The sequence below is a fragment of the Jiangella aurantiaca genome, assembly GCF_004349105.1.
Taxonomy (GTDB): Bacteria; Actinomycetota; Actinomycetes; order Jiangellales; family Jiangellaceae; genus Jiangella; species Jiangella aurantiaca.
Window position 1 is genome coordinate 88,673 of the sequence record NZ_SMLB01000011.1, and the last position, 24,522, is coordinate 113,194.

The 24,522-nt window shown below is 73.5% G+C and carries 23 protein-coding genes; 18 read left to right on the plus strand and 5 right to left on the minus strand.

Translation table 11 applies throughout. The features are described 5' to 3' along the window. The first annotated feature begins 45 nt into the window (after positions 1-45). The 11 genes from E1262_RS10860 (at position 46) to E1262_RS10910 (ending at position 10,972) form a co-directional block, all read left to right on the plus strand. Positions 46-1,200 carry an inositol-3-phosphate synthase gene (locus E1262_RS10860; RefSeq protein ID WP_132103150.1) on the plus strand — a complete coding sequence of 385 codons (1,155 nt, stop codon included), beginning with the start codon at positions 46-48 and terminating at the stop codon, positions 1,198-1,200. Next, complete coding sequence (locus tag E1262_RS10865) at positions 1,197-2,054, plus strand: SCO3242 family prenyltransferase (protein ID WP_132103151.1); 858 nt, start codon at positions 1,197-1,199, stop codon at positions 2,052-2,054. The genes E1262_RS10860 and E1262_RS10865 overlap by 4 nt, the downstream gene beginning before the upstream one ends. Beyond that, on the plus strand, positions 2,051-3,052 hold the full coding sequence (locus E1262_RS10870) for a sugar phosphate isomerase/epimerase family protein (RefSeq protein ID WP_132103152.1): 1,002 nt from the start codon (positions 2,051-2,053) through the stop codon (positions 3,050-3,052). Before E1262_RS10865 ends, E1262_RS10870 begins: the two co-directional genes overlap by 4 nt. Then, entirely contained in the window at positions 3,049-3,720 is a 672-nt protein-coding gene (locus E1262_RS10875; RefSeq protein WP_132103153.1) for an EboA domain-containing protein, read from the plus strand. The genes E1262_RS10870 and E1262_RS10875 overlap by 4 nt, the downstream gene beginning before the upstream one ends. Before the next feature lie 2 nt (positions 3,721-3,722). Next, positions 3,723-4,607 carry a TatD family hydrolase gene (locus E1262_RS10880; RefSeq protein WP_132103154.1) on the plus strand — a complete coding sequence of 295 codons (885 nt, stop codon included), beginning with the start codon at positions 3,723-3,725 and terminating at the stop codon, positions 4,605-4,607. Positions 4,608-4,609: 2 nt separating this feature from the next. Next, entirely contained in the window at positions 4,610-5,785 is a 1,176-nt protein-coding gene (eboE, locus tag E1262_RS10885; protein WP_132103155.1) for a metabolite traffic protein EboE, read from the plus strand. Then, entirely contained in the window at positions 5,782-7,164 is a 1,383-nt protein-coding gene (locus tag E1262_RS10890) for an alkaline phosphatase family protein (RefSeq protein ID WP_162605862.1), read from the plus strand. Before eboE ends, E1262_RS10890 begins: the two co-directional genes overlap by 4 nt. Before the next feature lie 38 nt (positions 7,165-7,202). Beyond that, entirely contained in the window at positions 7,203-8,210 is a 1,008-nt protein-coding gene (locus E1262_RS10895) for a sugar phosphate isomerase/epimerase family protein (RefSeq protein WP_132103157.1), read from the plus strand. A 30-nt stretch (positions 8,211-8,240) separates the two neighbouring features. Further along, positions 8,241-9,200 carry a sugar phosphate isomerase/epimerase family protein gene (locus tag E1262_RS10900; protein ID WP_203453756.1) on the plus strand — a complete coding sequence of 320 codons (960 nt, stop codon included), beginning with the start codon at positions 8,241-8,243 and terminating at the stop codon, positions 9,198-9,200. Positions 9,201-9,346: 146 nt separating this feature from the next. Next, positions 9,347-10,417, plus strand: coding sequence for a sigma-70 family RNA polymerase sigma factor (locus E1262_RS10905; RefSeq protein WP_238992898.1), 1,071 nt, complete (start codon positions 9,347-9,349; stop codon positions 10,415-10,417). 78 nt (positions 10,418-10,495) lie between these two features. Next, positions 10,496-10,972 carry a hypothetical protein gene (locus tag E1262_RS10910; protein ID WP_132103158.1) on the plus strand — a complete coding sequence of 159 codons (477 nt, stop codon included), beginning with the start codon at positions 10,496-10,498 and terminating at the stop codon, positions 10,970-10,972. Between the two features lie 158 nt (positions 10,973-11,130). Here the strand turns inward: E1262_RS10910 and E1262_RS10915 are convergent, their stop codons facing one another. Then, positions 11,131-11,574 carry an SRPBCC family protein gene (locus E1262_RS10915; protein ID WP_132103159.1) on the minus strand — a complete coding sequence of 148 codons (444 nt, stop codon included), beginning with the start codon at positions 11,572-11,574 and terminating at the stop codon, positions 11,131-11,133. Positions 11,575-11,614: 40 nt separating this feature from the next. On the opposite strand from E1262_RS10915, the gene E1262_RS10920 reads away from it, so the two are divergent. Both E1262_RS10920 and E1262_RS10925 read left to right on the plus strand, forming a co-directional pair. Further along, positions 11,615-12,187, plus strand: coding sequence for a TetR/AcrR family transcriptional regulator (locus tag E1262_RS10920; RefSeq protein ID WP_132103160.1), 573 nt, complete (start codon positions 11,615-11,617; stop codon positions 12,185-12,187). Positions 12,188-12,264: 77 nt separating this feature from the next. Then, positions 12,265-12,855: a GNAT family N-acetyltransferase gene (locus E1262_RS10925; RefSeq protein WP_203453757.1), complete on the plus strand. Its 591-nt coding sequence runs from the start codon at positions 12,265-12,267 to the stop codon at positions 12,853-12,855. Here E1262_RS10925 and E1262_RS10930 read toward each other — a convergent pair. From E1262_RS10930 to E1262_RS10945, 4 genes are all read right to left on the minus strand, one after another. Then, a complete protein-coding gene (locus E1262_RS10930; RefSeq protein WP_203453758.1) occupies positions 12,816-13,526 on the minus strand; it encodes a sortase domain-containing protein in 711 nt (236 codons plus the stop codon). The genes E1262_RS10925 and E1262_RS10930 overlap by 40 nt on opposite strands. Continuing rightward, positions 13,499-14,074 (minus strand): hypothetical protein, encoded by a 576-nt coding sequence (locus tag E1262_RS30850; protein WP_203453759.1) that lies wholly within the window; start codon positions 14,072-14,074, stop codon positions 13,499-13,501. Before E1262_RS30850 ends, E1262_RS10930 begins: the two co-directional genes overlap by 28 nt. Before the next feature lie 198 nt (positions 14,075-14,272). Further along, positions 14,273-19,000 carry an outer membrane protein assembly factor BamB family protein gene (locus E1262_RS10940; RefSeq protein WP_162605863.1) on the minus strand — a complete coding sequence of 1,576 codons (4,728 nt, stop codon included), beginning with the start codon at positions 18,998-19,000 and terminating at the stop codon, positions 14,273-14,275. A 20-nt stretch (positions 19,001-19,020) separates the two neighbouring features. Continuing rightward, positions 19,021-20,151: a HupE/UreJ family protein gene (locus E1262_RS10945; protein ID WP_132103162.1), complete on the minus strand. Its 1,131-nt coding sequence runs from the start codon at positions 20,149-20,151 to the stop codon at positions 19,021-19,023. Positions 20,152-20,459: 308 nt separating this feature from the next. Between E1262_RS10945 and E1262_RS10950 the strand changes: the two genes are divergently transcribed. The 5 genes from E1262_RS10950 to E1262_RS10970 all read left to right on the plus strand — a co-directional run bounded on the left by E1262_RS10950 (position 20,460) and on the right by E1262_RS10970 (position 24,510). Then, a complete protein-coding gene (locus E1262_RS10950; RefSeq protein WP_132103163.1) occupies positions 20,460-20,888 on the plus strand; it encodes a hypothetical protein in 429 nt (142 codons plus the stop codon). A 4-nt stretch (positions 20,889-20,892) separates the two neighbouring features. Then, positions 20,893-21,570 carry a response regulator transcription factor gene (locus E1262_RS10955; RefSeq protein WP_132103164.1) on the plus strand — a complete coding sequence of 226 codons (678 nt, stop codon included), beginning with the start codon at positions 20,893-20,895 and terminating at the stop codon, positions 21,568-21,570. Beyond that, positions 21,560-22,867: a sensor histidine kinase gene (locus E1262_RS10960; RefSeq protein WP_132103165.1), complete on the plus strand. Its 1,308-nt coding sequence runs from the start codon at positions 21,560-21,562 to the stop codon at positions 22,865-22,867. Before E1262_RS10955 ends, E1262_RS10960 begins: the two co-directional genes overlap by 11 nt. Before the next feature lie 181 nt (positions 22,868-23,048). Then, on the plus strand, positions 23,049-23,360 hold the full coding sequence (locus E1262_RS10965; RefSeq protein WP_132103166.1) for a PepSY domain-containing protein: 312 nt from the start codon (positions 23,049-23,051) through the stop codon (positions 23,358-23,360). Position 23,361: 1 nt separating this feature from the next. Next, positions 23,362-24,510 carry a hypothetical protein gene (locus E1262_RS10970; RefSeq protein ID WP_132103167.1) on the plus strand — a complete coding sequence of 383 codons (1,149 nt, stop codon included), beginning with the start codon at positions 23,362-23,364 and terminating at the stop codon, positions 24,508-24,510. Positions 24,511-24,522: the final 12 nt, after the last annotated feature.

Consider the following 24,522-nt stretch of genomic DNA (forward strand, 5'->3'; position numbering starts at 1 on the left):
CCGGCACCGGGGCGCCAGCTTCGTGGCGTTCGAAGGGGCGCAGGCATGAGCGGCGTCGGCATCTGGTTCGTCGGCGCCCGTGGCTCGGTGGCCACGACGACCACGGTCGGCCTGCTGGCCATCCGGTCCCGGCTGGCCGGGCACACCGGCATGGTGTCCGAGCTGCCCGAGGTCGCGGCGGCCGGGCTGCCGTCGCTGGACGGCGTCGTCGTCGGCGGCCACGAGGTCGCCGAGGGAACGCTGGGCAAGCGGGCCGAGGAGCTGAGCGCGGGCGGTGTGTTCCCGCCCGCTCTGGCCACCGTACTGGCCGGCGACCTCGCCGCCGCCGACGAGCGGATCCGGCCCGGCGTCGTGGCCGGGCACGGGACGCAGCGTTCGGCGGCGGACCGGGTCGGGGCCGAGCTGCGCGCGTTCCGCGACGAGAACGGCCTGGACCGCGTGGTCGTCGTCGACGTGTCGAGCACCGAGCCGCCGGCCGGCGACGTCCCCGCGCTGGAGACGCTCGCGGCACTGGAGGGCGCGCTGGACGCGGGCGAGGCGCCGCTGCCGGGCAGCTCGCTGTACGCCTACGCGGCGTTCCGGGCCGGCTGCCCGTACGTCGCCTTCACCCCGAGCCCGGGACCGCGGCTCCCGGCTCTGCTCGAACTGGCGCTGGAGCGGGGCGTCCCGTGGGCCGGTTCGGACGCCAAGACCGGCGAGACGCTGGTCAAGACCGTGCTCGGGCCGATGTTCGCGATGCGCGCGCTGAAGGTGCGCTCGTGGTCGTCGGTCAACCTGCTGGGGGGCGGCGACGGGCAGACGCTCGCCGACCCGGACAACGCCGCCAGCAAGATCGCCACCAAGGCCAACGGCCTGGAGTCGATCCTCGGCCACCCGGTCGACGGGCCGCTGCACATCGACTACGTGCCCGACCTCGGTGACTGGAAGACGGCATGGGACCTGGTGTCGTTCGAGGGCTTCCTCGGCACCCGGATGTCCATGCAGTTCACCTGGTCCGGCTGCGACTCCTCGCTGGCCGCGCCGCTGGTGCTGGACCTCGTCCGGCTGCTCGCGCGGGCGCACGAGCTGGGCGCCGCCGGGCCGGTGCCGGAGTTCGGGTTCTTCTTCAAGGACCCGGCCGCCAGCGACGTGCACGCGCTCAGCGCGCAGTGGGCGGCGCTGGCCGGCTGGTGCGCGCGGGCCGGTCGGGGAGCGTTATGAGGTTCCGCGACGTCGCCGAGCTGGTGCGGGCGCCCGCGGCGTTGACCGTGCCGGGCGACTCGCTGGCGGGCGCGGCCGCGGCCGGGTTCCCGTATGGCGTCCGGACCGCGGTCACGCCGCTGGCCTCGGCCTGCCTGTACTGGGCCGGCATGGCACTGAACGACTATGCCGACCGCGACCTCGACCGCGTCGAGCGACCGGAGCGGCCGATCCCGTCCGGCCGGGTGCGGCCCGGTGAGGCGCTGGCCCTGGCCGCCGGCCTGACGGCGGCCGGCGTGGGGCTGGCGGCCGTGGCCGGTGGACGGCGAGCCGTGCGGGTCGCCGTCCCGCTGGCCGCCACGGTGTGGGCTTACGACCTGGTCGCCAAGGCCACCCCGGCCGGGCCGGTCGCGATGGGCGCCGCCCGCGGCCTCGACGTGCTGCTGGGCGCCGGCGGCCGCGAACGCGCGGCGGCGCTGCCGGCGCTGGCGGTCGCCACCCACACCGTCGGTGTCACCGTGCTCAGCCGCGGCGAGGTGCACGGCGGTTCGACGGCGTCGGCCCGGGCCGCACTCGGCGCGACCGCGGCCGCGTCGCTGGCCGCCGCACTGCCGCCGCCGACCCGGTCCGTGCGCGGGCTGGCGGCGGCCGGATTCGCCGCGTTGTATGCGGCGACGGTGGGGCGGGCGCAGCTCGGCGCGGCTCGCACGCCGGACGCCGCGACCGTCCGGTCCGCGACCGGGGCCGGCGTGCGCGGCGTCATCCCTCTGCAGTCGGCGCTGCTCGCCCGGGCCGGGGCGGTGGCGCTGGCCGGCGCCGTCGTCGGCATCGGCCCGGCGGTCCGGGCGCTGTCGAAGGTGGTGTCGCCGACGTGAGTCTCAGATTTGGCTATGGCACGAACGGGTTCGGCAGCCACCGGCTCGACGACGCGCTCGCCGTCATCGCCGGGCTGGGCTACGACGGCGTCGCGCTGACGGTGGACCACCCGCACCTGGACCCGTTCGCGCCGAACCTGTCCGCGCGCACCGTCGCGGTCGGGCAGCGGCTGGCCGAGCTGGACCTCGATGTCGTCATCGAGACCGGCGCGCGGTACGTGCTGGACCCGTGGCGCAAGCACGAGCCGAACCTGGTCTCCGACAGCGGCCGGGAACGGCGGGTCGACCTGCTGTGCCGGGCGGTCCGGATCGGCGCCGAGCTGGGCGCGGAGGCGGTGTCGTTCTGGTCCGGCACGCTGCCCGGTGGCGTCAGCGCCGACGAGGGCTGGCGGCGGCTGACGGCGGGCGTGGCGGCGGTGCTGGAGGAGGCCGACCGGCGCGGCATGGTCTGCGCGTTCGAGCCGGAGCCCGGGATGTTCGTCGACACCGTCGCCGGAGTGCTGGAGCTGCGCAAACGGCTCGGCGACCCGGACCACCTCCGCGTGACGTTGGACGTCGGGCACGTCGTCGCGAACGAGGCGGGCACCGTCGCCGACTGTGTCCACCAGGCCGGCGACCTGCTCGCGAACGTCCAGCTCGACGACATGGTCGAGGGCGTGCACGAGCATCTCGAGTTCGGCGAGGGCGAGGTCGACCTGCCGGCGGCGCTGGGTGCACTCCTGGACGTCGGCTACGGCGGGCTGGCCGCCGTCGAGCTGCCGCGGCACGGGCACGCCGCGCCCGCCGTCGCGCGCCGCTCACTGGACGCACTGCGGGCGGCCGAGGCGCAGGCCCGCGCTGCCCGCCAACGCCCCGAGAACCCAGTTGATCTTGGAGTAACCGTGGAATCAATCCGGCAAAACGGACCTCAACCCGCCGGTTACTCCAAGATCAACGCGAAGGGGGACGGGGACGACCGGGGGAGAACACAAGACGGGGGAGAGGAGTCAACGTCATGAGCGCGACGATCGAACGCACCACCCCGCACCTCGACGAGGCCGCCCGGGCCCGGCTGACCGCGCTGGTCGCGGAGGTCGAGACGGACCCGGGCCGGATCTCGGTGCTGTTCCCAGCGGTAGGCCGGACGGTGGCCCGCGGGCCGTCGAACCCTGCAGACCCGGACGGGCTACGCAGCCCGCGGCTGGAGGACGAGGCCCGAGCGGCGCTGCTCGTCGCCGCCGCGGACGGCTGGAGCAAGGAGCCCGGGAAGCTGGTCGAGGAGATCGGCCAGCTGTACCGGTTCGGCGACGCCGACGAGAAACGGGCGGTCCTGCGCGCGCTGCCGGCGCTCGACATCGCCGACGCCGGGCTGCCACTGGTCGCCGACGCGCTGCGCACCAACGACGTCCGGCTGGTCGCCGCCGCGCTGGGGCCGTACGCCGCGCGGCACCTCGACGCCGCGGCCTGGCGGCAGGGCGTGCTGAAGTGCCTGTTCGTCGGCGTGCCGCTGGACGCCGTCGCCGACCTCGACGCACGCACCGACGAGGAGCTGGCCCGCATGGTCGCCGACTACGGCAACGAGCGGGTGGCCGCCGGCCGGTCCGTGCCCACCGACGCCTGGCGCATCCTCGGCCGCCATCCCGAGGCGGTCGCCGGCCGCTTCCCCGTCCCCTCCCAGGAGGACTGACGATGCGCATCTTCGACCCCCACATCCACATGACGTCGCGCACCACCGACGACTACCAGCGCATGTACGCCGCCGGGGTGCGGGCGATCACCGAGCCGGCGTTCTGGCTCGGCCAGCCGCGCACCAACGTCGGCTCGTTCGTCGACTACTTCGACGGGCTGCTCGGCTGGGAGCGGTTCCGGGCCGCGCAGTTCGGCATCCGGCACCATTGCACGATCGCGTTGAACCCGAAGGAGGCCAACGACCCGCGCTGCCACGGCGTGCTCGAGGTGCTGCCGCGGTACCTGGCCAAGGACGGCGTCGTCGCGGTCGGCGAGGTCGGCTTCGACTCGATGACCGATGACGAGGAGAAGGTGTTCCTCCGGCAGCTGGAGCTGGCCGGCGAGCACGACCTGCCGGTGCTGGTGCACACGCCGCACCGCGACAAGGCGGCCGGGACGCGGCGCACGCTGGAGCTGGTCGCGGCGAGCGGGCTGCCGCCGGAGCGGGTGCTGGTCGACCACCTCAACGAGACGACCGTCGGCATGGTCGCCGACTCCGGCTGCTGGATGGGGTTCTCGATCTACCCGGACACCAAGATGGACGAGCACCGGATGGTCCGCATCCTCGCCGACCGCGGGCTGGAGCGGATGATCGTCAACTCCGCCGCCGACTGGGGGCACAGCGACCCGCTGAAGACCGTCAAGACCGGCCGCGCCATGCTCGCCGAAGGGTTCAGCGCCGACGACGTCGACACGGTGCTCTGGCAGAACCCGGTCGAGTTCTACGGGCAGAGCGGCCGGTTGCTGCTCGACGAGGTGGACCTCGCCGGGACGGGCGGGCGGGCCGCGACGTTCGAGGGCAATTCCATCCTGCGCGGCCAGCGACCCGACCCCGCGGAGGCCTGAGGATGCGGTTCCGGCACTCCGACGGCACCGTCGTCCACCTCGCGTACTGCACGAACGTCCACCCGACCGAGGACGTCGAGGCGCTGCTGGACCAGGTGACGCGGTACGGCGCGGGCGCGCGGTCGCGGCTCGGGGCGTCCCGTCTGGGGCTGGGCCTGTGGCTGCCGGCGCCGGTGGTCGCTCGGCTGGCGTCCGAGGCCGGCCGCGGCGACCTCGACCGGCTGCGCGCGACGCTGGCCGCCGGCGGGCTCGAGGTGGTGACGCTCAACGCGTTCCCGTACCAGGGCTTCCACGACCCGCGGGTGAAGCTGGGCGTCTACCACCCCGACTGGCTCACGACCCAGCGGCTGGCCTACACGCTGGACTGCGCCCGGGTGCTGGCGGCGCTGCTGCCCGACGACGCCGTCCGCGGCAGCGTGTCGAGCCTGCCGCTGGCCTGGCGCACGCCGTGGGACGACGCCCGGCGCGGGCTCGCGGCGGACCGGCTGGCGCAGCTGGCCGACGGGCTGGCCAAGGTCGAGGCGGACACCGGGCGGACGGTCCGGGTGGCGCTGGAGCCGGAGCCGGGCTGCGTCGTCGAGACGATCGACGGGGCCGCCGCCCAGCTCGGCGCCGTCGACACCGACCGGATCGGCGTCTGCCTGGACGCCTGCCACCTGGCGACGCAGTTCGAGGAGCCGGCCGACGCGCTGGCCACGCTGGCGGCCGCCGGGCTGCCCGTCGTCAAGACGCAGGCGTCGGCGGCGCTCGAGGTCGCCGACCCGTCCGACCCGGTCGCCCGCAAGGCGCTGGCCGCGTACGCCGAGGACCGGTTCCTGCACCAGACCCGGGTCCGCACACGCGGCCAGGTCGTGGGAGTCGACGACCTGCCGGCGGCGCTGTCGTCGGCGGCGTTCCCGGACGACGGGCCATGGCGGGTGCACTTCCACGTGCCAGTGCACGAGCAGCCGGAGCCGCCGCTGGCCGCCACGCAGCAGCACCTGACGGCGACGCTACGGGCGCTGTTCGGCGGCGAGCGGGCGGTGACCGACCACGTGGAGGTCGAGACGTACACCTGGTCGGTGCTGCCCGCGGGGCGCCGGCCGGAGGGCCCGGACGGGCTGACGGACGGGCTGGCGGCGGAGCTGCGCTGGGTCGCGGACCGAATGGCCGAAATCGGTATGGAGGAGATCGCGTGAACAAGCTCTTGGTGCTCGACGTCGTCGGCCTGACGCCGCGGCTGCTGGAGCACACCCCGAACCTGCGGGCGATCGCCGGGGAGGGCTGGCAGGCGGCGCTGGGCACGGTGCTGCCGGCGGTGACCTGCTCGGTCCAGTCGACGTTCCTCACCGGCGCCATGCCTCGCGACCACGGCATCGTCGGCAACGGCTGGTACTTCCGCGACCTCGGCGAGATCTTCCTGTGGCGGCAGCACAACCGGCTGGTCCAGGGCGAGAAGGTGTGGGACGTCGCGCGGCAGGTGCGGCCCGGCTACACCGTCGCGAACGTGTGCTGGTGGTACGCGATGGGCGCCGACACCGACTGGACGGTGACGCCGCGGCCGATCTACCACGCCGACGGCCGCAAGTCGCCGGACTGCTACACCCGGCCGCCGGCCCTGCACGACGAGCTGACCCGCTCGCTGGGAGCGTTCCCGCTGTTCCAGTACTGGGGTCCGACGGCGTCGATCAAGTCCAGCGAGTGGATCGTCCAGGCGACGCGGAAGCTGATGCCGCAGGCCGACCTCACGCTGGCCTACGTCCCGCACCTCGACTACGACCTGCAGCGGTTCGGGCCGCACAGCCCGCAGGCCGTCGCCGCGGCCCGCGACGTCGACCGCGTGCTGGCGCCGCTGCTCACTGACGCCCGCGACCAGGGCGTCACGGTCGTCGCGCTCAGCGAGTACGGCATCGGCCCGGCCAGCCGCCCGGTGCACGTCAACCGGGCGCTGCGGCAGGCCGGGCTGCTGGACGTCTACACGCAGGCCGGCATGGAGTACCTGGACCCGTGGGCGTCGCGGGCGTTCGCCGTCGCCGACCACCAGGTGGCGCATGTCTACGTCAAGGATCCGGCCGACCTCGACGCCGTCCGGGAGCTGTGCCAGGCGCTGCCCGGCGTCGACCTCGTCCTGGACAAGGAGGCGCAGCGGGAGTTCGGGCTGGACCACGAGCGCTCCGGCGAGCTGGTGCTGGTCGCGGACCTCGGCGCGTGGTTCACCTACTACTACTGGCTGCACGACGACCGCGCGCCCGACTTCGCGCGCGGTGTCGAGATCCACCGCAAGCCCGGCTACGACCCCGCCGAGCTGTTCCTCGACCCCGCCGACCCGCGGGTCAAGCTGCGGGCCGGCGCCAACCTGGCGAAGAAGAAGCTGGGCCTGCGGTACGCGATGAACGTCGTGCCGCTGGACGGGCAGTGGGTCCGCGGCACGCACGGCCGGCTGCCCGACGACCCCGCCGACGGGCCGGTGCTGCTGTGCAGCGACCCGTCGACCGCCCGCGACCAGCTGGCCGCCACCGACGTCCGCGATCTGATGCTCGAGCTCGCCGAGCTCAGCACCCCTGCCCGGAATCGATAGCAGAGCGCGCAACCGCACCGACGCACGAAGGAGACACCATGGCACGACCGATCACCCTGTTCACCGGGCAGTGGGCCGACCTGCCGTTCGAGGAGGTCGCCCGGCTGGCCGGCGAGTGGGGCTACGACGGCCTCGAGATCGCCTGCTGGGGCGACCACCTCGACGTGTGGCGCGCGGCCGAGGACGACGCCTACGTGAAGTCGCGGCTGGACATCCTGGAGCAGAACGGCCTGAAGGTGTGGGCGATCTCCAACCACCTCAAGGGCCAGGCGGTCTGCGACGACCCGATCGACCAGCGGCACCGGGGGATCCTGCCGGACCGCATCTGGGGCGACGGCGAGCCCGAAGGCGTCCGGCAGCGCGCCGCCGAGGAGATGAAGATGACGGCGCGCGCGGCCGCCCGGCTCGGCGTGAACACCGTCGTCGGCTTCACCGGCTCGGCGATCTGGAAGTACGTCGCGATGTTCCCGCCGGCGTCGGACGACATGATCGCTGCCGGCTACCGCGACTTCGCCGACCGCTGGAACCCGATCCTCGACGTGTTCGACGAGGTCGGCGTGCGGTTCGCGCACGAGGTGCACCCGTCGGAGATCGCCTACGACTACTGGACGACGGTGCAGACGCTCGAGGCCATCGGACACCGCGAGGCGTTCGGCCTCAACTGGGACCCCAGCCACATGGTCTGGCAGGACCTCGACCCCGTCGCGTTCATCTGGGACTTCCGCGACCGCATCTACCACGTCGACTGCAAGGACACGAAGAAGCAGCTCGGCAACGGCCGCAACGGCCGGCTCAGCTCGCACCTGCCGTGGGCCGACCCGCGGCGGGGCTGGGACTTCGTCTCCACCGGCCACGGCGACGTGCCGTGGGAGCAGGCGTTCCGCACGCTCAACGCGATCGGCTACGACGGCCCCATCTCCGTCGAGTGGGAGGACGCCGGCATGGACCGCCTGCGCGGCGCCCCCGAGGCCCTGGAGTTCGTGAAGTCGCGCCTGTTCGACGCGCCGGCGGCGGCGTTCGACGCCGCGTTCAGCTCCGGCGACTAGACCTTCGCAGCACCCCCCGAAAGGAGCACGATGATGTGTTACGGATACGACGGCGACCGCGCCTTGGACGAGTCGCTGGCCCGTCGCGGACTGGGCCGGCGGACGTTCCTGCTCGGCGCGGCCGCGGCCGCCGGCGGCGTGCTGGCGGGTGTCGGCGGTGCGCTGCCCGCATCGGCCGGCGCCCGGCCGACCGGCCGGGCGATCGTCCCGCGCGGCGCGATCAGCATCCAGCTGTGGACGGTGCGCGACGCGCTGTGGGGTTCGCCGGGGTTCGACGCGACGCTGCAGGCGATCGCCGACTACGGCTACGTCAAGGTCGAGCAGGCCCTCGGGTACTTCGGCCGCACCGCTGCCCAGCTGCGCGACTTCTACGATGAGATCGGCATCTCGTGCACGTCGAGCCACGACGGCATCAGTGGCGACCAGGCCTCGCTGGAGACCAAGCTCGAGAACGCCGTCACGCTGGGCCAGCGGTTCATCGTCGTCCCGTACCTCGCCTCGGACAAGCTGTCCGACTGGCAGCTGTGGGCCGAGCAGATGAACGAGGAGGCCGCGCTGGCGCGGACGTACGGTCTGCGCTACGGCTACCACAACCACGCGCACGAGTTCACGACCGACCTCGGCGGCGGCGTGACGCCGTGGGAGGTGCTGACGTCCGAGCTGGATCCGGGCCTCGTCCACCTCGAGGTCGACCTCTACTGGGCCGTGACCGGCGGCATCAACAGCGGCGTCGCGGTCGAGGACTCCGAGCAGTTCGCCATCGACGTCATCGACGCCGCGCCGCAGCGGACGTTGCAGTACCACGTCAAGGACCGCCACCTCGCTGGCGGCGACATGGCCGATCTTGGCACCGGGCACATCGACTTCGCGAAGATCTTCCGCGCGCACCGCGTGCTGGAGTACATCGTCGAGAACGACACCCCGGACGTCACCCCGCTGCAGACCGCGGAGGTCGGCTACCGGTACCTCACCGAGCTGCGGATGCGCTGAACGCAGCCGATCCCACACGGGGCGGCAGCACGCCGGACGCGTGTTGCCGCCCCGTGTCGTGCGGATGTCGATGATCATCGATTCGCCCGGAAGGGTAGCTGCCAGGCACCTCGTCGGGGCACACTTGGTGGACCGAGGTGGTGCCGGTGATCCGATCGAGGGCGGAGGGTCGCGCGCTGCCGTCCCAGCGTGGGCGGCCGGACGGTGACTTCTCCGACGTCAGAGACCTGGGCGATCCTGTGCCCGTGGCCGTCGTCGACGACGACGATCCGCCGGCCGCGCCGATGCCGCGGATTCACGACGCCGGTCCCGGCGGCGGCACCGACCTCACCCGCCGCTACCTGCGCGAGATCGGCCGCATCCCGCTGCTCAGCGGCGCCGAGGAGGTCCGGCTGGCGCGCGCCATCGAGGCCGGGCTGCTGGCCGGCGAGCGGCTGGCCGCCGGCGATGCCGGTCCCGACCACGACGCGCTCGTCGAGGTCGTCCGCATCGGCCAGCGGGCCAAGGCCAGCCTCATCGAGGCCAACCTGCGCCTCGTCGTCTCCATCGCCCGCCGCTACACTCGCCGCGGCCTGCCCATGCTGGACCTCATCCAGGAGGGCAACGTCGGCCTCATCCGCGCCGTCGAGCGGTTCGACCACGCCCGCGGGTTCAAGTTCTCCACGTACGCCACCTGGTGGATCCGCCAGGCCATCAGCCGCGCGCTGGCCGAGCAGGGCCGCACGATCCGGCTGCCGGTCCACGTGGTCGACGAGCTCAACCGTGTCCTGCGGGTGCTGCGTACGCTGGCGCAGAAGCAGGCCCGCGACCCGTCCGTCGAGGAGCTGGCCGCCGCCACGTCGCTGCCCGCCGACCGCGTCGTCGAGCTGCTCTCGTACGCCGAGGAGCCGGTCAGCCTGCAGCTGCCGGTCGGCGAGTCGTCGGACAACATGTTCGGCGACTTCGTCGAGGACACCGACGCGCTGAGCCCCGAGGAGCTGGTCGCACAGCTGCTGCTGCGCGACCAGGTCGAGCAGGTGCTCGACGGCCTCAGCGAGCGCGAGAAGATGGTCGTCCGACTCCGCTACGGCCTGCATGACGGCCGCACCCGGACGCTGGAGGAGGTGGGTCGCGAGTTCGGCGTCACCCGCGAACGGGTCCGCCAGATCGAGCACCGGACGCTCACCAAGCTGCGGCGCAACGAGTGGGCCAGCGAGCTGCGCGACTACCTCGCCTGAGGCCTCGCTGGCCCACGGCCTACCGCGAGGTCCCGGCCGGCAGCAGTCCCGCAAGGGAACGGGAATTAGGCTGGGCCGATGAGGCTGCGCCGGCAACGTCCCCCTGCCATCGACGGACTCGCGCCGGGAGAACGGGTGCTCGCGACCGCCGACGGCCCTGACGGCGAGGTCGCCGCCACCACGCACCGGTTGCTGCTGCGCGGCACCTCGGTGGAGTGGGCCCGCGTCGAGACGGCCGCGTGGGACGGCGACGCCGAGCTGCTCGTCGTCACGGAGCTCCCGGACGGCAACGGACGCCGGCGCCGGCACCGCGTGGCGCTCGAGTCGCCGCGCCGGCTGGTCGACGTCGTCCGCGAACAGGTCACCCAGAGCGTGGTCATCAGCCGCCATGTCGCCGTCGACGGCCGCCGCGGCGTGCGCGTCACCGGCCGGCGCACCCCGTCCGACGAGATCGTCTGGACCGCGGCCGTGGACTCCGGCATCGACCTGCGCGACCCCGGCACAAAGGCCCGGGTCGACGCCGCGGTCGCGCTGGTCCGCAACGAGGTCGAGTAGTCACGCTCGACGGCGTCACAACGGGCAACCCTCGTTGCGCACCCCGCGACGACATCGAACCCACACCATGACGTTGATCACGGAGAAGCGTCCCTTTCCAGTGCCTCCGCAGGGGGAGTTCTCCGTGGTCAACAAGGATTCGGGGGTGCTAGAGCGTTCTAAGGCGTCAGCCGAGCGGCCGCGTGCTGCGCGAGGCCGTCGGCGCACTGCTGGATGAACTTCGTCAGTGTGCGGCGGTAGAGGCCGCCCATGCCCGGCACTTTCGCCCGGAACGACGAGTGCCAGCGGATGGTGGTGCCGTCCGGGCGCTCGGTGAGGTCGATGTCGGCGCGGTAGTCCTTGATGGCCAGGCCGGACAGCAGCACGTAGCTGAGCCGCCGGTCCGGGACGAGCTCGACGATGCGCTCGCGGCTGGTGGTGCGGCCGGTGCGGAACACCCGCACCGCGCCGACGCTCTCGCCGCCGTCCTCGCCGGGTGACTCCAGCTCGAACGAGCCGAGCGGGGACCAGCCCGGCCAGCTCGCGCCATCTCGCAGTAGCGCGTAGACGGCGGCGGCCGGTGCCGTCGTGGTGGCCGAGACGTCGATGTGTTGCACACCCATGATGACCTCCTGTACCAAATGGTACAGCTAGGATCTGGGCATGACGGAGGCGGGTGGCGGGAAGGAGCGGCTGCTGCGTGCGGCGGTCGAGTACGTCGCGGCGAACGGGGTGGGGGAGCGGAGCCTGCGGCAGATCGCGGCCGCATTGGGCACCAGTCACCGCATGCTGATCTACCACTTCGGCTCCAAGGAGGGCCTGTTCGTCGAGGTCGTCCGGGCCATGGAAGAACGGCAGCGCGAGCTGCTCGCCGAGCTGACCGCCGCCGAGGACGACCCGATCGACGCGGCGCGCCGGTTCTGGGCCCGGCTCGCCGACCCCGCGCTCTGGCCCCACGAGCGGTTGTTCTTCGAGCTCTACGGCCGCGCGCTGCAGGGCGACCCGGCTGCGCTGCCGCTGCTCGACGGCATCGTCGACACCTGGGTGACGGCGCTGGTGGGGCCTCTGGAGAAGGCCGGCACCGCGCCCGACGCAGCCCGGGCGCAGGCCCGGCTCGGCCTCGCAGTCGCCCGCGGGCTGCTGCTCGACCTGCTCGCCACCGGCGACCGCGCCGGCGTCGACGCCGCGATGGAGGAGTTCACCCGCATGTACGCCGCGACGCTGCCGCCGCGCTGACCCGGCGGCGCTGCGCTCGGCGCGCCGAATTCCCCCGGATCGGCCAGAATGGGGACGAACCCCCAGGGAGGTCGGCGGTGACGACGGACGAGGTGACGATGCTCGCCACCCGGCGGCTGCGGCTGCGCGACTTCCGCGACGACGACGTCGACGGGCTGTACGCGCTGGTCAGCGACGACCGCCTGACCCGGACCCTGGCGTTCGACTCGCTCGATCGCGAACAGGCGGCCGGCATGCTCCGTACCGCCGTCGACCTTGCCGCCGCCCGGCCGCGGGTCGAGTACTACCTCGCCGTCACGCTGCGCGAGGGCGATGACGTCCCGATCGGCTTCGTCCGGCTCGGCCTGGCCGACGTGCGGGCGGGCAAGCTCGGCTACCTGATCGCGGCCGAGCACTGGGGTCACGGCTATGCAACCGAGGCCGCGGCCGCGATGCTGGACCTCGCGTTCGGCCCGCTCGGCCTGCACCGTGTCAGCGCGGCGATCGGGCCGGACAATGCCGCCTCGATCGCCGTCGCCGAGCGGCTCGGGCTGGTGCTCGAGGGCCGCATGCGCGAGAACGTCTTCACCAACGGCGGCTGGCGCGACTCGCTGTTGTACTCCGTGCTCGCTCCCGAGTGGACCCGGCCTCACGCCGGTTCGGCGAACACCACCACGTTGTCGCGATAGCGGCCCAGCCGGCGGTCGTACTCGCCACCGCAGGTGATCAGCCGCAGCAGCGGCCGGTCGTCCGTGCCGCCGTAGACGGCGTCGGTCGGGAAGGCATCCTGCGAGTACTGCCCGACCTCGACCGCCCGGAACGACGACGTCCCGCCATCGGCGTGGGTGACGACGATCTCGTCGCCCGGCGCCACGTCCCCGAGCCGGTAGAACACGTCCGGCCCATCGCGGCTGTCCAGGTGACCGGCGATGACGGCCGCGCCGTTCTCGCCCGGCTCCGGCCCCTCCTCCCACCAGCCGGCGTCACCGTACGGGGGCGGGACGAGGACGTTGCCGGCGTCGACGGCGATCGGGACGACGTCCGTCTCGATGCCAACCGCCGGCACCGCGACCGTGACCGGGTCGGCCAGCTCCGGCTCGGGCGCCCGGGTGGGTGCGGGGAACGGGGACGGCGTACGGCTCGGGGCCGGTGCGGCCGGCGGCGACGGGGTGGGGGCCGCCATGGCGGCCGGCGGGTTCGTCGCCGGCCCGGTGCCGGAAGGGTCGCCGTCGCCGCCGCACGCGGCCGCCAGCAGGGCGGACAGCGCCGCGATGGCCGCCGCCCGCCCGGGCCGGCGGCCACCGCGTGTGCGGCGAACGGCGGGTGTGCCGGTCAGCTCTCGGTCCGGAACCGACGCCACAGCAGGCCCGCCCCGCCGACCGTGGCCAGCCCGACCAGCGCGCCCGGCGCCAGCCAGCCGGTGTCGTCGCCTGCCGTGCCGCCGGCGCCGGTGTCGACGCCGCCACTGGGCGCTTGGCCGCCGTCGTCGTCGCCGGAGCCGTCATCGTCGCCGTCGTCGTCGCTGGCGGTGACGCCAGTGTTCACGCCGCCGCTCGGCGCCTGGCCGTCGTCGCCGTCGTCGTCACCGGCACCATCGTCGTCACCGCCGCCGGAGCCGCCCGCCCCGCCGGCCGCGCCGTCATCGTCACCGGCACCATCGTCGTCACCGCCGCCATCGTCGTCACCGGCGCCGGCCGCGCCGTCGTCGTCACCGGCACCATCGTCGTCACCGCCGCCATCGTCACCGCCGTCGTCGTCGCCGGAGCCGTCATCGCCCCCGTCGTCGTCGGCCGAGACGGCCACGGAGTCGACCGCTGCCGTCGCGGGCGTGGCGAGTGCGACGCCGGCACCGGTCAGGCCGGCGGCCGCGGCGAGCGCCGCGGCGAGGCTGATCTTGGTGGAACGCATGGCTGGACTCCTTCGTGTGGGTGCACTTCCAGCCTCAATCTGTCCTGGCCAGCGGCCGGATTCCAGCGCGGGCGGCGTTGTTGAGAGCGTTCTCATCGAGACCTCATCGCCGGCCGGGGATCTCTCATGAAACGGCTGAAAACGGGCCGTTCCCCGCCGCCCGGCGAAGCGCCGGACGACGGGGAAGGGCGAGGGGCATCAGCGCGCGGCCAGCTGGTCCAGCACCGCGAACGGGTTCGACGCCCCACCGTTGGCGGCCGCGACCACCCGCCGGTCCAGCGTGTAGCTCCCGCCGGCCGGGATCTCGACCTGGAACCGGCTCATCACCCAGTTCCCGTTGCCGTAGGCGGTGAACGCGTCGTCGCCCGCGTAGATGACCCCGTACGTCTGCGGGTCGGTGCCGGTGGCGCCGATCCAGCGCCCCGCCGGCTCGTACGACGCTGGGCTCTCGTAGGGCGTCGTGATGACGCCGTGGCCGGGAACGCCGATCCGCTGGCCGGCGCCGTCCCAGTCCATGGCGTCGCCGACCCAGACGTTCAGGTCCGACGTCCCGGTGTTCGTGAACACCGTCGAGGCCCGGACCCACTCCTCGCCGGGGCGTACCGTGTACGTCGTTTCGACGGTGACGCCGGGGTGCGCCGACGACGTCCCGGTGGTGCGCACGACCGCCTGGTCGCCCGTGGCCTGGACGATCTCGAGGCCGCTGTTCCGGACGGTCGTCTGCTGCCACGCCTCGGTGCCGGTCGGCTGCTCGTCCACGATGTACGGCAGGTTCAGCCAGTCCAGCTGGTCGGCTCTGCCACGGACGGCGAGGTCGATCGGCTTGCCGACGGTGGAGTTCGGCAGCTGGCCGTCGTTGAACACCTTGGAGATCGTCATGGCGAGCTTGTCGTTCTCCATGACGACGTCCTGCAAGCCGCCTTCGGCGGTGCCGCCGGAGAGCTGCCGGCCGGTGCTGGCCAGCACGGTCACCGGCGTCAGCGCGACGTCCGCCGTCGCGGTCGCGCCGGCCACCACCGAAGCGGGCACCGACGCCGTCGCGTAGCCGAGCGTCGCCACCCGCAGCGTGTAGTCGCCCGGGTCCAGCGCCATCAGGTAACGGCCGTCCGCCGCCGTCCGCGCCGCGCCGACCACAGCGCCCGACCCGTCCACCGCCTCCACCAGCACGCCCGCGGCCGGCGCACCGGTGTCCGACTGCGTCACCGTGCCGCCCACACGAGACCGGTCGGCCACCTCGTCGTCGAGCAGGTCGAGCCGGTCGGCCCACTGCGCGATGTTGGAGGAGACGTGCCCGGCGCCCGGGTAGTCGGTGATGTGGTACCAGGTGATGGTCCGGGTGTCGCCGGCGTCGACGCTGGCGTCGAACCACGTGCCGGTGACGTAGCCGAACCCGCTGATCGCGTACGGCTCGTCTTCCAGCCAGGCCAGCCCGTGCGCAGGGACCGGCCGGACCGTCGTCGAGCCGACGTAGACGAAGTTGTCGGTCCAGCCCGACCGGACGTAGCCGGGGTCGTTGCGGCCGATGCCCGGCACGTACGCGACGTCCTGCGCGCTGTCGGGGTCGAGCAGGTACTGGAAGTACCCGTCGAAGTCCGACGTGCCGGTGTTCTGGATGTCCAGGGTGATCTTGACGACCGGCGCGTCGCCCAGCGCACGGTAGCGCAGCGTCGTCTTCAGGTCGCCGTCGACGCGTGCCGACCCGGAGGCCACGACGGTGTCGCCGTCGGCGCCGATGTCGGTGAGGTTCAGCCAGTCGTTCGGACGGTTCCAGTCCGGCGTGCCAGGGCCGCCGGCCGTCCGCGACAGCATCAGCTCGCTCCAGTCCAGCGTCTCCTGCGCGGTGCCGTCGAGCAGGAACAGGTCGCCGAGGCTGCCCGCGGCCAGCGTGCCGGGCAGGTTGTTCGCGGCCGCCCGGGACGAGATGGTCGCCTGGACGCGCTCGTTCATGGTGAAGTGGTACGTCTCGCCGGCCACCGCGTCGGTGCGCGGGCTGCCCGAGCCGTAGTCGGGCACGACGGTGGACGCGCCGGCCGTCGGGCCGGTCACCTCGACCAGCTCGAGGTCCGCCGTCTGCGTGCCGGTGCTGCCCACCGTCACCGTCGCGGACGAGCCGCTGGTCGGCAGGAACGCCCGCTTCGCAGTCGACAGCGTGTAGCTCCCCGGCGCCAGGCCGAGCACGTACCGGCCCTGCGAGTCGGTGGTCGTCGAGAGCGACGTGCCGCCTGCAGTGGCGACCACGCGGGCGTCGGCGATCGGCGCGCCGGTCGCCTCATCCGTCACCGTCCCGGTGACCCGGGCCCAGCGCGCCGCCGCCTCGCCGCCGGGGGTGAACGCGTAGAGGTTGCCGTCCCACGCGCCGGCGACGACGGTGTTGCCGCTGACCGCCGGGCCGGAGCCGACCCAGGTGCCGATCTCGTACTGCCACAGCGGCTGCCCGGTCACGCTGTCCAGAGCGTAGAAGTAGCCGTTGTTGGCGCCGACGAACAGCGTCTCGCCGCTGAGAACGGGCGACGACAGTACGCCACCGGTGTAGGTCCCGCCAGGCAGCATCCGGTCCCACAGCACCGCGCCGGTGCGTGCGTTGAGCGCTGTCACCGCGCCGCTCGGGAAGCCCATGTAGACGATCTCGCCGGCGACGACGGGCGCCGACGGCGTGGCGCCGCTGGACACCCGCGACGCGTGCGGGCTGCGGTAGGTCCACAGGTCGCGGCCGGTGGCGGCGTCGCGGGCGATGATGCCGTTGTTCGAGCCGATGAACACCCGGCCGCCGCCCGCGGCGGGGATGCCGTCCTGCCAGCCGCCGAGCACGGCCGACGACTGCCACTGCCGGGTGCCGGTGGCAGCGTCGTACGCGAGCACCCGGTCGGCGGTCTGGCTGCCGACGAAGACCCGCCCGTCCGCGACCGCGGGCGTGCCGTCGCTCATCGTCGCGCCGGCCATCGGGGACGCCCACAGCTCGCTGCCGTCCTCTGGGTCGAGCGCGACCAGCAGGCCCTGACTGGCCGGGCCGTAGCGGGTCTGGTAGGCCCAGTACACCTTGCCGTCGGCGACGGCGGGGGAGTAGTAGCCATAGGCGCGCTGGTTGTTCGGGTCCGGCGCCTCCTCGGTGTCGCGCTGCCAGACCAGTTCGCCGGTCGCGCGGTCGACGGCGAACAGTTGCGCGCGCAGCGTGCCGACGAACACCGTGTCGCCGAGGATCGCCGGGGTGCCGACGACCGACGATGGCACCGGGAACTCCCACAGCTTCTCGCCGGTGGCGAGGTCGACGGCGTGCAGCGCGGCGTTGCCGTCGCCGTTCTCGTCGCGGGTGCCGGCGTACACGACGCCGTCGGCGATGACCGGCGAGCCGGTGAGGAACGTGCCCGGCGTGCGGTAGCTCCACGCCAGCTCCAGCCCGGGGTCGACGACGTCGGTGGCCACGCCTGAATGCGCGGAGTCGCCGTGGTGCTGGGTCCAGTCGGAACCGGCAACAGGCGCGACCAGCGGCTCGGTCGTCATGGTGAAGTCCGCCGACTCGGTCCAGCGCTCGCCGCCCTCGCTGACCGCCTCGACCTCGATGGTGTGCGCACCGGGCGCCGGCGCACGGCCGACGAACTCCGAGTGCCAGGTCAGCTCGCCGGTCGGCTTCAGACTGCGCCACGAGCCGTTGTCGATGCGGTACCGGACCCGGACCACGTCGTCGGCGGTGTCGTACGCGTTGACCTGGATGTCCGGGAAGCCGGTGCGGTGACCGTCGGCGCCGACCTCGCTGCCCGGGGCCGGGCTGGTGATCGTCAGCGCCTGGTCCACGCCGTACATCCGGAAGGGGTTCTCGAACTGGTCGCCGCGCATGTGGATGAAGCGGAAACCGCGCGGCGCGTTGTCGATCGTGTACGAGCTGGACACCGTCTGGATGTGCTTCGCCGACGGCGCGAACTCGCTGTTCGGCTCGACGTCGTTGGAGTGTTCGTGGCCGACCAGCATCAGCTCGGCGCCGTACTGGTCGAACAGGTCGCCGTACTGGTCGTACGTCGACGGCGAGCCGAACGGCACGTTCATCGGCTGGTGCGCGAGGACGACCAGCTCCTTGTCGCCGACGTTGGCCTCCAGGTCGCGGCGGATCCAGCTGAGCTGCTCGTCGAACGGTGCCTGGCCGTTGTTCTCCAGCACCAGGAAGTGCCGGTTGCCGTAGTCGAACGAGTACCACTCCGGGCCGACGTGCCGGCGGTAGTTGTCGATGCGCGCGGCATAGCCGGTGCCGCCGCCGGAGAAGTACTCGTGGTTGCCCACCGCGGGCCACACCGGCACGTCCGAGCCTGCGGTCGCGTTCTTGTAGTTGTTGAACTCCGCGTCGGTCGCGTTGTTCGTGAGGTCGCCGCTGACGGCGATGAACGGGATGTCGTTCGAGGTGGAGTTGATCTCGTGGATCTGCTCCGGCAGCTGCGGGTTGACGTGCGGGTCGGCGATGTTGGCGAACGAGAACGTCGAGCTGCCGCTGCCCGGGTCGCGGGTCAGCGCGAAGTCCGCCGTCCGCGCCTCACCGGCCGGTACCTGGCCGAAGTTCCGGTAGAACCGCGGCGTCATGAACTCGTCGGTCCCCACCACGTAGCCGGACGGCTGGGTGATGAACACCATGTCGCTCAGGCGCCGGTCGGTGGCCATCTCCAGCTGGTAGCGGCCCTCGGCGTCGGTCTCGACCAGCGCGACGCCGTCGGACACGCTCACGCCGGCGACACCTGGCTCGCCGGCGTCCTGCCGGCCGTTGCCGTTGGCGTCCTCGAACACGACGCCGCTGACCTGTGCGGCCGAGGCGGCGATCGTCTCGGCGACGACGGTCGCGACGGGGCCTATGAGGGCGAGCCCCACCAGCACGGCCAGCGACGCGTAGACCGCACGGCGGTAGCGGCCGAGCGCCTCCGGGGAGAGGCGTGCGCTGAGCGTTCTCACTTCGTCTCCATTCACTGGGGTCACAGCAACCGGTGGACGAACCACGCCAGCCCGGTCACGACGGTCGCGGCGGCCGCGACCACGTGGGCCAGCGAGAACCACGCGTGGCGCCGGCCGGCGGCGGCCAGCCCGAACAGCCCGGCGGCCAGGACGGCGATGCCGAGCTCGAGGCCGAGGTTGAAGCCCGCGTACGACGTCACCAGGTCCCAACCGAGGTCGTCGGCGAACCGCAGCTCGCCGGCGAACGCCGGCCCGTGCAGCAGGCCGGCGGCGGCGACCACCGGCAGCCGCCAGCGCGACTCCGGCCCGACGACGTTCGTCGCGGCGACGTAGACGACCGACAGCGCGACCAGCGGGCCGACGATCTGGTCCGGCACGCTGACCCAGCCGGCGACGGCGGCCAGCAGCCCGGCGCTGCTGGTGACGGCGAACGCGGCGACCGCGCGGGCCAGCTGCCCGAGCCCCGTCGCGCCGATGGCCAGCGCGGCGACGAACAGGGCGTGGTCCAGGCCGGTGAGGACGCGCTGCGCGCCCAGCCCGGCGGACCGCAGCGCGGAGTCGCCGAACGACTGCTCGCCGGTGCTGAACCGGGGATGGCCGCCGTCCAGCACGACCCGGCCGCGCTCGCCGCCGAGGTCGTAGTCGACGGTGGTGGTGTGGTCGTCGACGACGGCGTCCGAGCCGGCCCCGGAGAACACCGAGTAGTCGACGACGTACCGGCCGGACGTCGCCCCATGGCAGTTGTAGTTCAGGTCCAGCACGGCGTAGGGGACGTCCTCGGCGGTGGCGTCGGTGGCGGGCAGCTGCTGGACGCCGGACCCGTCCAGCGTCATCGTGCACGCGACCCCGTCGACGAAGACGCGGACGCGGTCGGTCAGGTAGGTCTCGATGAGGTCGTGGTGCTCTTCGAGCGCGGCCCGGCGGCTGCCGTCGTCGGGTGCCTCGATCGCCGCCGTGCCCATGCCTATGGCGCGGGCGAGGATCTCGTACTCCACGCCAAGGCGGTAGTCGACGCGGTCGCCGTTGGTCCGGATCTGCGACCAGCCGTCGCTGGTGCGCACGTGCGCCAGGGCGGGCGCCGCGGCCGGCAGCAGGACGAGGACGGCCACGACGCCGGCCACGGCCGCGCGAACCACCCGACTCGTCGACATGCGCACCTTTCCGGACTACAGCCCTATTCAGAAGTCGGGTTATGCAAAGATCACGAACTCTCTCCAGTCGACATACGCACTGGACCGAGGACTGAGGACTTAGGGGACCTTCGGCCACCTAGAGCCCGTCGGTTTTGCATAACCCTCCTGGGTCCGGCATCCGCCGGGAACACCCTGGTTCGCCGGAGTTCCCGGCGGCAATGCTCGTCGCCCGTTGTTCGCCCAGGGTTCGCGCCGGCTACGGCACGGCGTCGACTGCCCGGCAACGGGGGTGCGACCGGGTCGCAGGAAGGACCAGACTGGGCGTTATGGAACTGCCCCGGACGGTGCGGGTCGCGGCGGTGGCCGCGGTGCTGAGCGGGCTGCCGTCGACGGCGTACGCGGCGGTCACGGGCGGGGACGTGCTGGCGTCCACTCGAGCGGCCGGCACGCTGCTGCCGGGCCGTCGGTCCCGTCCGTCGGTCGCCGGCGGCGTGGTCGCCCATGTCGTGGTGAGCGCCGGCTGGACGGCGGTGCTGTTCGCCGTCGCGCGGCGGCGGCCGCTGGGCGTGGCGGGCGGGCTGGCCGCGGGGGCCGCGATCGCGGCGCTCGACCTCGAGCTGATCGGCCGTCGCTACCCGGCGATCCGGACGCTGCCGCGCGGGCCGCAGTGGCTCGACCACCTCGCCTTCGGCGCCGTCGTCGGGGCGTTCAGCGCGGATTCAGGCGAGTCACCGCAGGCTCGGGACCGGAGGTGACGCGATGCGCGTCCTGGTGGTCGAGGATGAGCGGCGGCTGGCCGACGGGATCCGCGCCGGCCTCGAGGCCGAGGGGTTCGCCGTCGACGTCGCCCACACCGGCACCGACGGGCTCTGGTCCGCCGCCGAGCACCCGTACGACGCGATCGTGCTCGACCTGCTGCTCCCCGGGCTGAACGGCTACCAGGTCTGCGCCCGGCTGCGCGAGCGCGGCGTGTGGACGCCGATCCTGGTGCTCACCGCCAAGGACGGCGAGTGGGACGAGGTCGAGGCCCTCGAGACCGGCGCCGACGACTACCTCACCAAGCCGTTCTCGCACCACGTGCTGGTCGCGCGGCTACGTGCCCTGCTCCGCCGCGACCTGCGGGAACGGCCGGTCGTCCTCGAGGCGGGCGACCTGCGGGCCGATCCCGGCTCCCGGCGGGCCTGGCGCGGTGAGCAGGAGGTGGAGCTGACCGCACGCGAGTTCTCCGTGCTGGAGTTCCTGCTGCGCCGGCGCGGCGAGGTGCTGTCGAAGTCGGAGATCCTGCGGCATGTGTGGGACGAGGCGTTCGACGGCGACCCCAACATCGTCGAGGTCTACGTCGGGCATCTGCGCACGAAGCTCGACCGCCCGTTCGGGCGCCGGGGCATCGAGACGGTGCGGGGCGCGGGCTACCGGATGGCCGTCGATGGCGGCTGACCCGGTTCTGCGGAGCCGCTGGGGCTCGGTCCGGCTGCGCACGACGGTCGGCGCGGTGGTGATCGTCGGGCTGGCGCTGCTGCTCGGCGGCGTCGCGCTGGTCGCCGTCATGAGGTCGACGCTGCTCGAGCAGGTGGCCGACGCGGCGCGGGCCCGGGCGGAGTCGGTCGACTCCGCGGATCCGCGGCTGACCTCCGACGACGACGGGTTCGTGCAGGTGGTCTCCGCCGACGGCCGGGTCGTCGCGGCGACGCCGAACGTGGCCGGGGCCGCGGCCGTCGACGTGAGTCCCGGCGACACCGCGCGGGTGGACGTCGCCGGCGAGGACATGCTGGCCGTGGCGCTCCGCGCCGGCGACCGGACCGTCGTGGCCGGCCAGTCGGCCGACGACGTCGCCGAGGCGACCGCGGTCGTGACGCGCCTGCTCGGCGTCGGCCTGCCGGTGCTGCTCGCCGTCGTAGCGGTCACGACGTGGTGGACGGCGGGCCGGGCGCTCGCGCCGGTCGAGGCCGTCCGGGCGGAGGTCGACGAGATCTCCGCCGCCGAGCTGCACCGCCGAGTGCCCGCCGGCCGCGGCGACGACGAGATCGCCCGGCTGGCCCGCACCATGAACCGGATGCTGGATCGCCTGGAGGAGGCGCAGACGCGGCAGCGCGCGTTCGTCTCCGACGCCTCGCACGAACTGCGCTCGCCGGTCGCGTCGATCCGGCAGCATGCCGAGGTCGCCCTCGCCCACCCGGACCGCACCACCGTGCCGGACCTCGCGGGCATTGTCCTGGCCGAGGACCTGCGGGTGCAGCGCCTGGTCGACGACCTGCTGGTGCTCGCCCGCGCCGACGAGCAGCTGCTGCGGCCCGCCGCGCACCCCGTCGACCTCGACGACCTCGTGCTGGAGGAGGCGGCGCGGCTACGGGCGGCCGACGTCGAGGTGGACACGACCGGTGTCGCCGCGGCCCGGGTGACCGGCGACGCGGCGGCACTGCGCCGCGTGCTGCGCAACCTCGGCGACAACGCCGCCCGGCATGCGGCCGGGGTCGTCACGCTGTCGGTCGCGGTGCGCGACGGCGCGGCGGTCCTGGCCGTCGAGGATGACGGTCCCGGCATCCCGCCGGCCGACCGCGAGCGCGTCCTGCGCCGCTTCGTCCGCCTCGACGAGGCCCGCGACCGCGGCGCCGGCGGCGCCGGCCTGGGCCTGGCCATCGTCGACGAGCTGGTCCGCGCCCACGGCGGCACGGTGTCGGTGGACGCGGCCGCGGGCGGCGGCGCCCGGATCGTCGTGCACCTCCCTACTCGTTGATCTTGGAGTTGTTCGGCCATCTATCGGACATATCGCCCCGCAATGGCCGAACAACTCCAAGATCAACGGGGGATGGCCCGTCGGTGCTTGGCGCTGGGGGGCGTGCGCCGTTCAGCGCCGGTTCAGCGCCGGGGGCGCACGCTCGTGCCATCACCGCGGAACACCGGGAAGGAGCGGGACGATGAGGCACCCGAAGGCATGGATCGGCGGCGGCGCGGCGGCGGTGGCGGCGGCCGGGGCGATCGCCGTCACGGGCGCGGCCGCCGCGGACCACGACAGCGAGCAACCCATCACCGGCGACGCCCTCGAACGGGCCAGTGCGGCCGCCCTCGATCACACGGGCGGCGGCACGGTCACCGGCACCGAGGCCGGCGACGAAGAGGGCTTCTACGAGGTCGAGGTCACGCTCGACGACGGGACGCAGGTCGACGTCCACCTGGACAAGGACTTCACCGTACTCGGCGACGAGTCCGACGGCGCCGGCGGCGACTGAGATGCGCGCGCGCCCAGGGGTCGCCGTCGTGGCGGCCGGCCTCGTGCTCGCCGGCTGCGGCGCGAGCCAGGAGACCGGCGACGCCGCCACTCAGCGCGTCGACACCGGCACGCCGTCGTTCGCCGAGCGGAGCGCCGTCACGAACCCGCTGTTCCCCCTGGCGGTGGGTGACCAGACGATCCAGCTGGGCCAGGAGGAGGGCGAGCCGCTGCGCGTCGAGGTCACGACGCTGCCGCGGACGCGGACGATCACCTGGGCCGGCCAGCGGATCGAGGCCGTCGTGTCCCAGTACGTCGCCTACCGGGCCGGGCGCATCGTCGAAGTGGCGCTCGACTACTACGCGCAGGCCGACGACGGCGGCGTCTGGTATCTCGGCGAGTACGTCGACAACTACGAGGACGGTGCGCTCGCCGACCACGACGGCAGCTGGCTCGCCGGTCGCGACGGACCGGGCGGGCTGATCATGCCCGCGGACCCGCGTGAGGGCGACGTGTACCGGCCCGAGAACATCCCGGACCTGGTGTTCGAGGAGGTCACCGTCCAGGACGCCGAGGTCATCGTCGACGGGCCGCGCGGCGCGGTGCACGGCGCGATCGCCACAGAGGAGCGGCTCCTGGACGGCGCGGTCGAGCACAAGGTCTTCGCGCCCGGGTACGGGGAGTTCCGCGCCGAGGCCGCCGACGAGCTCGTCGAGGTCGCGCTGGCGGTCCCCGCCGACGCCACTCCCGGTCCGGTTCCGGCCGTGCTGACGGAGCTCGCCGATGGTGCCGCGCGAGTCTTCGACGACGCGGGCGCCGGTGCCGGCGCCGCCGTCGTCCGTGGCCGGGTCGACGCGATGACGACCGCCTGGCGGGACCGGCCCGACGACACGGCGCCGGCCGCCCTCGCCGCCGAGCTGGACGACGCGCTCGCCCGGCTGGCGGACGCGGCGGCTGCTGGCGACACGGGCGCCGTCAAGCAGGCCGCCGTCGACACCGCGACCGCCGTCCTGGACCTCACCCTGGCCTACCGGCCGCCGGCCGAGGTCGACAGCGCGAGACTCGACGTCGTCGCCCGGCAGCTGACGATCGACACGGCGGCCGGCGATCTCGCCGGGCAGCGGTCCGACGCGGCGATCCTCGCCGCGCTCCGCGAGCGTGGCGCGCGGTGACGCGCTGAGCGA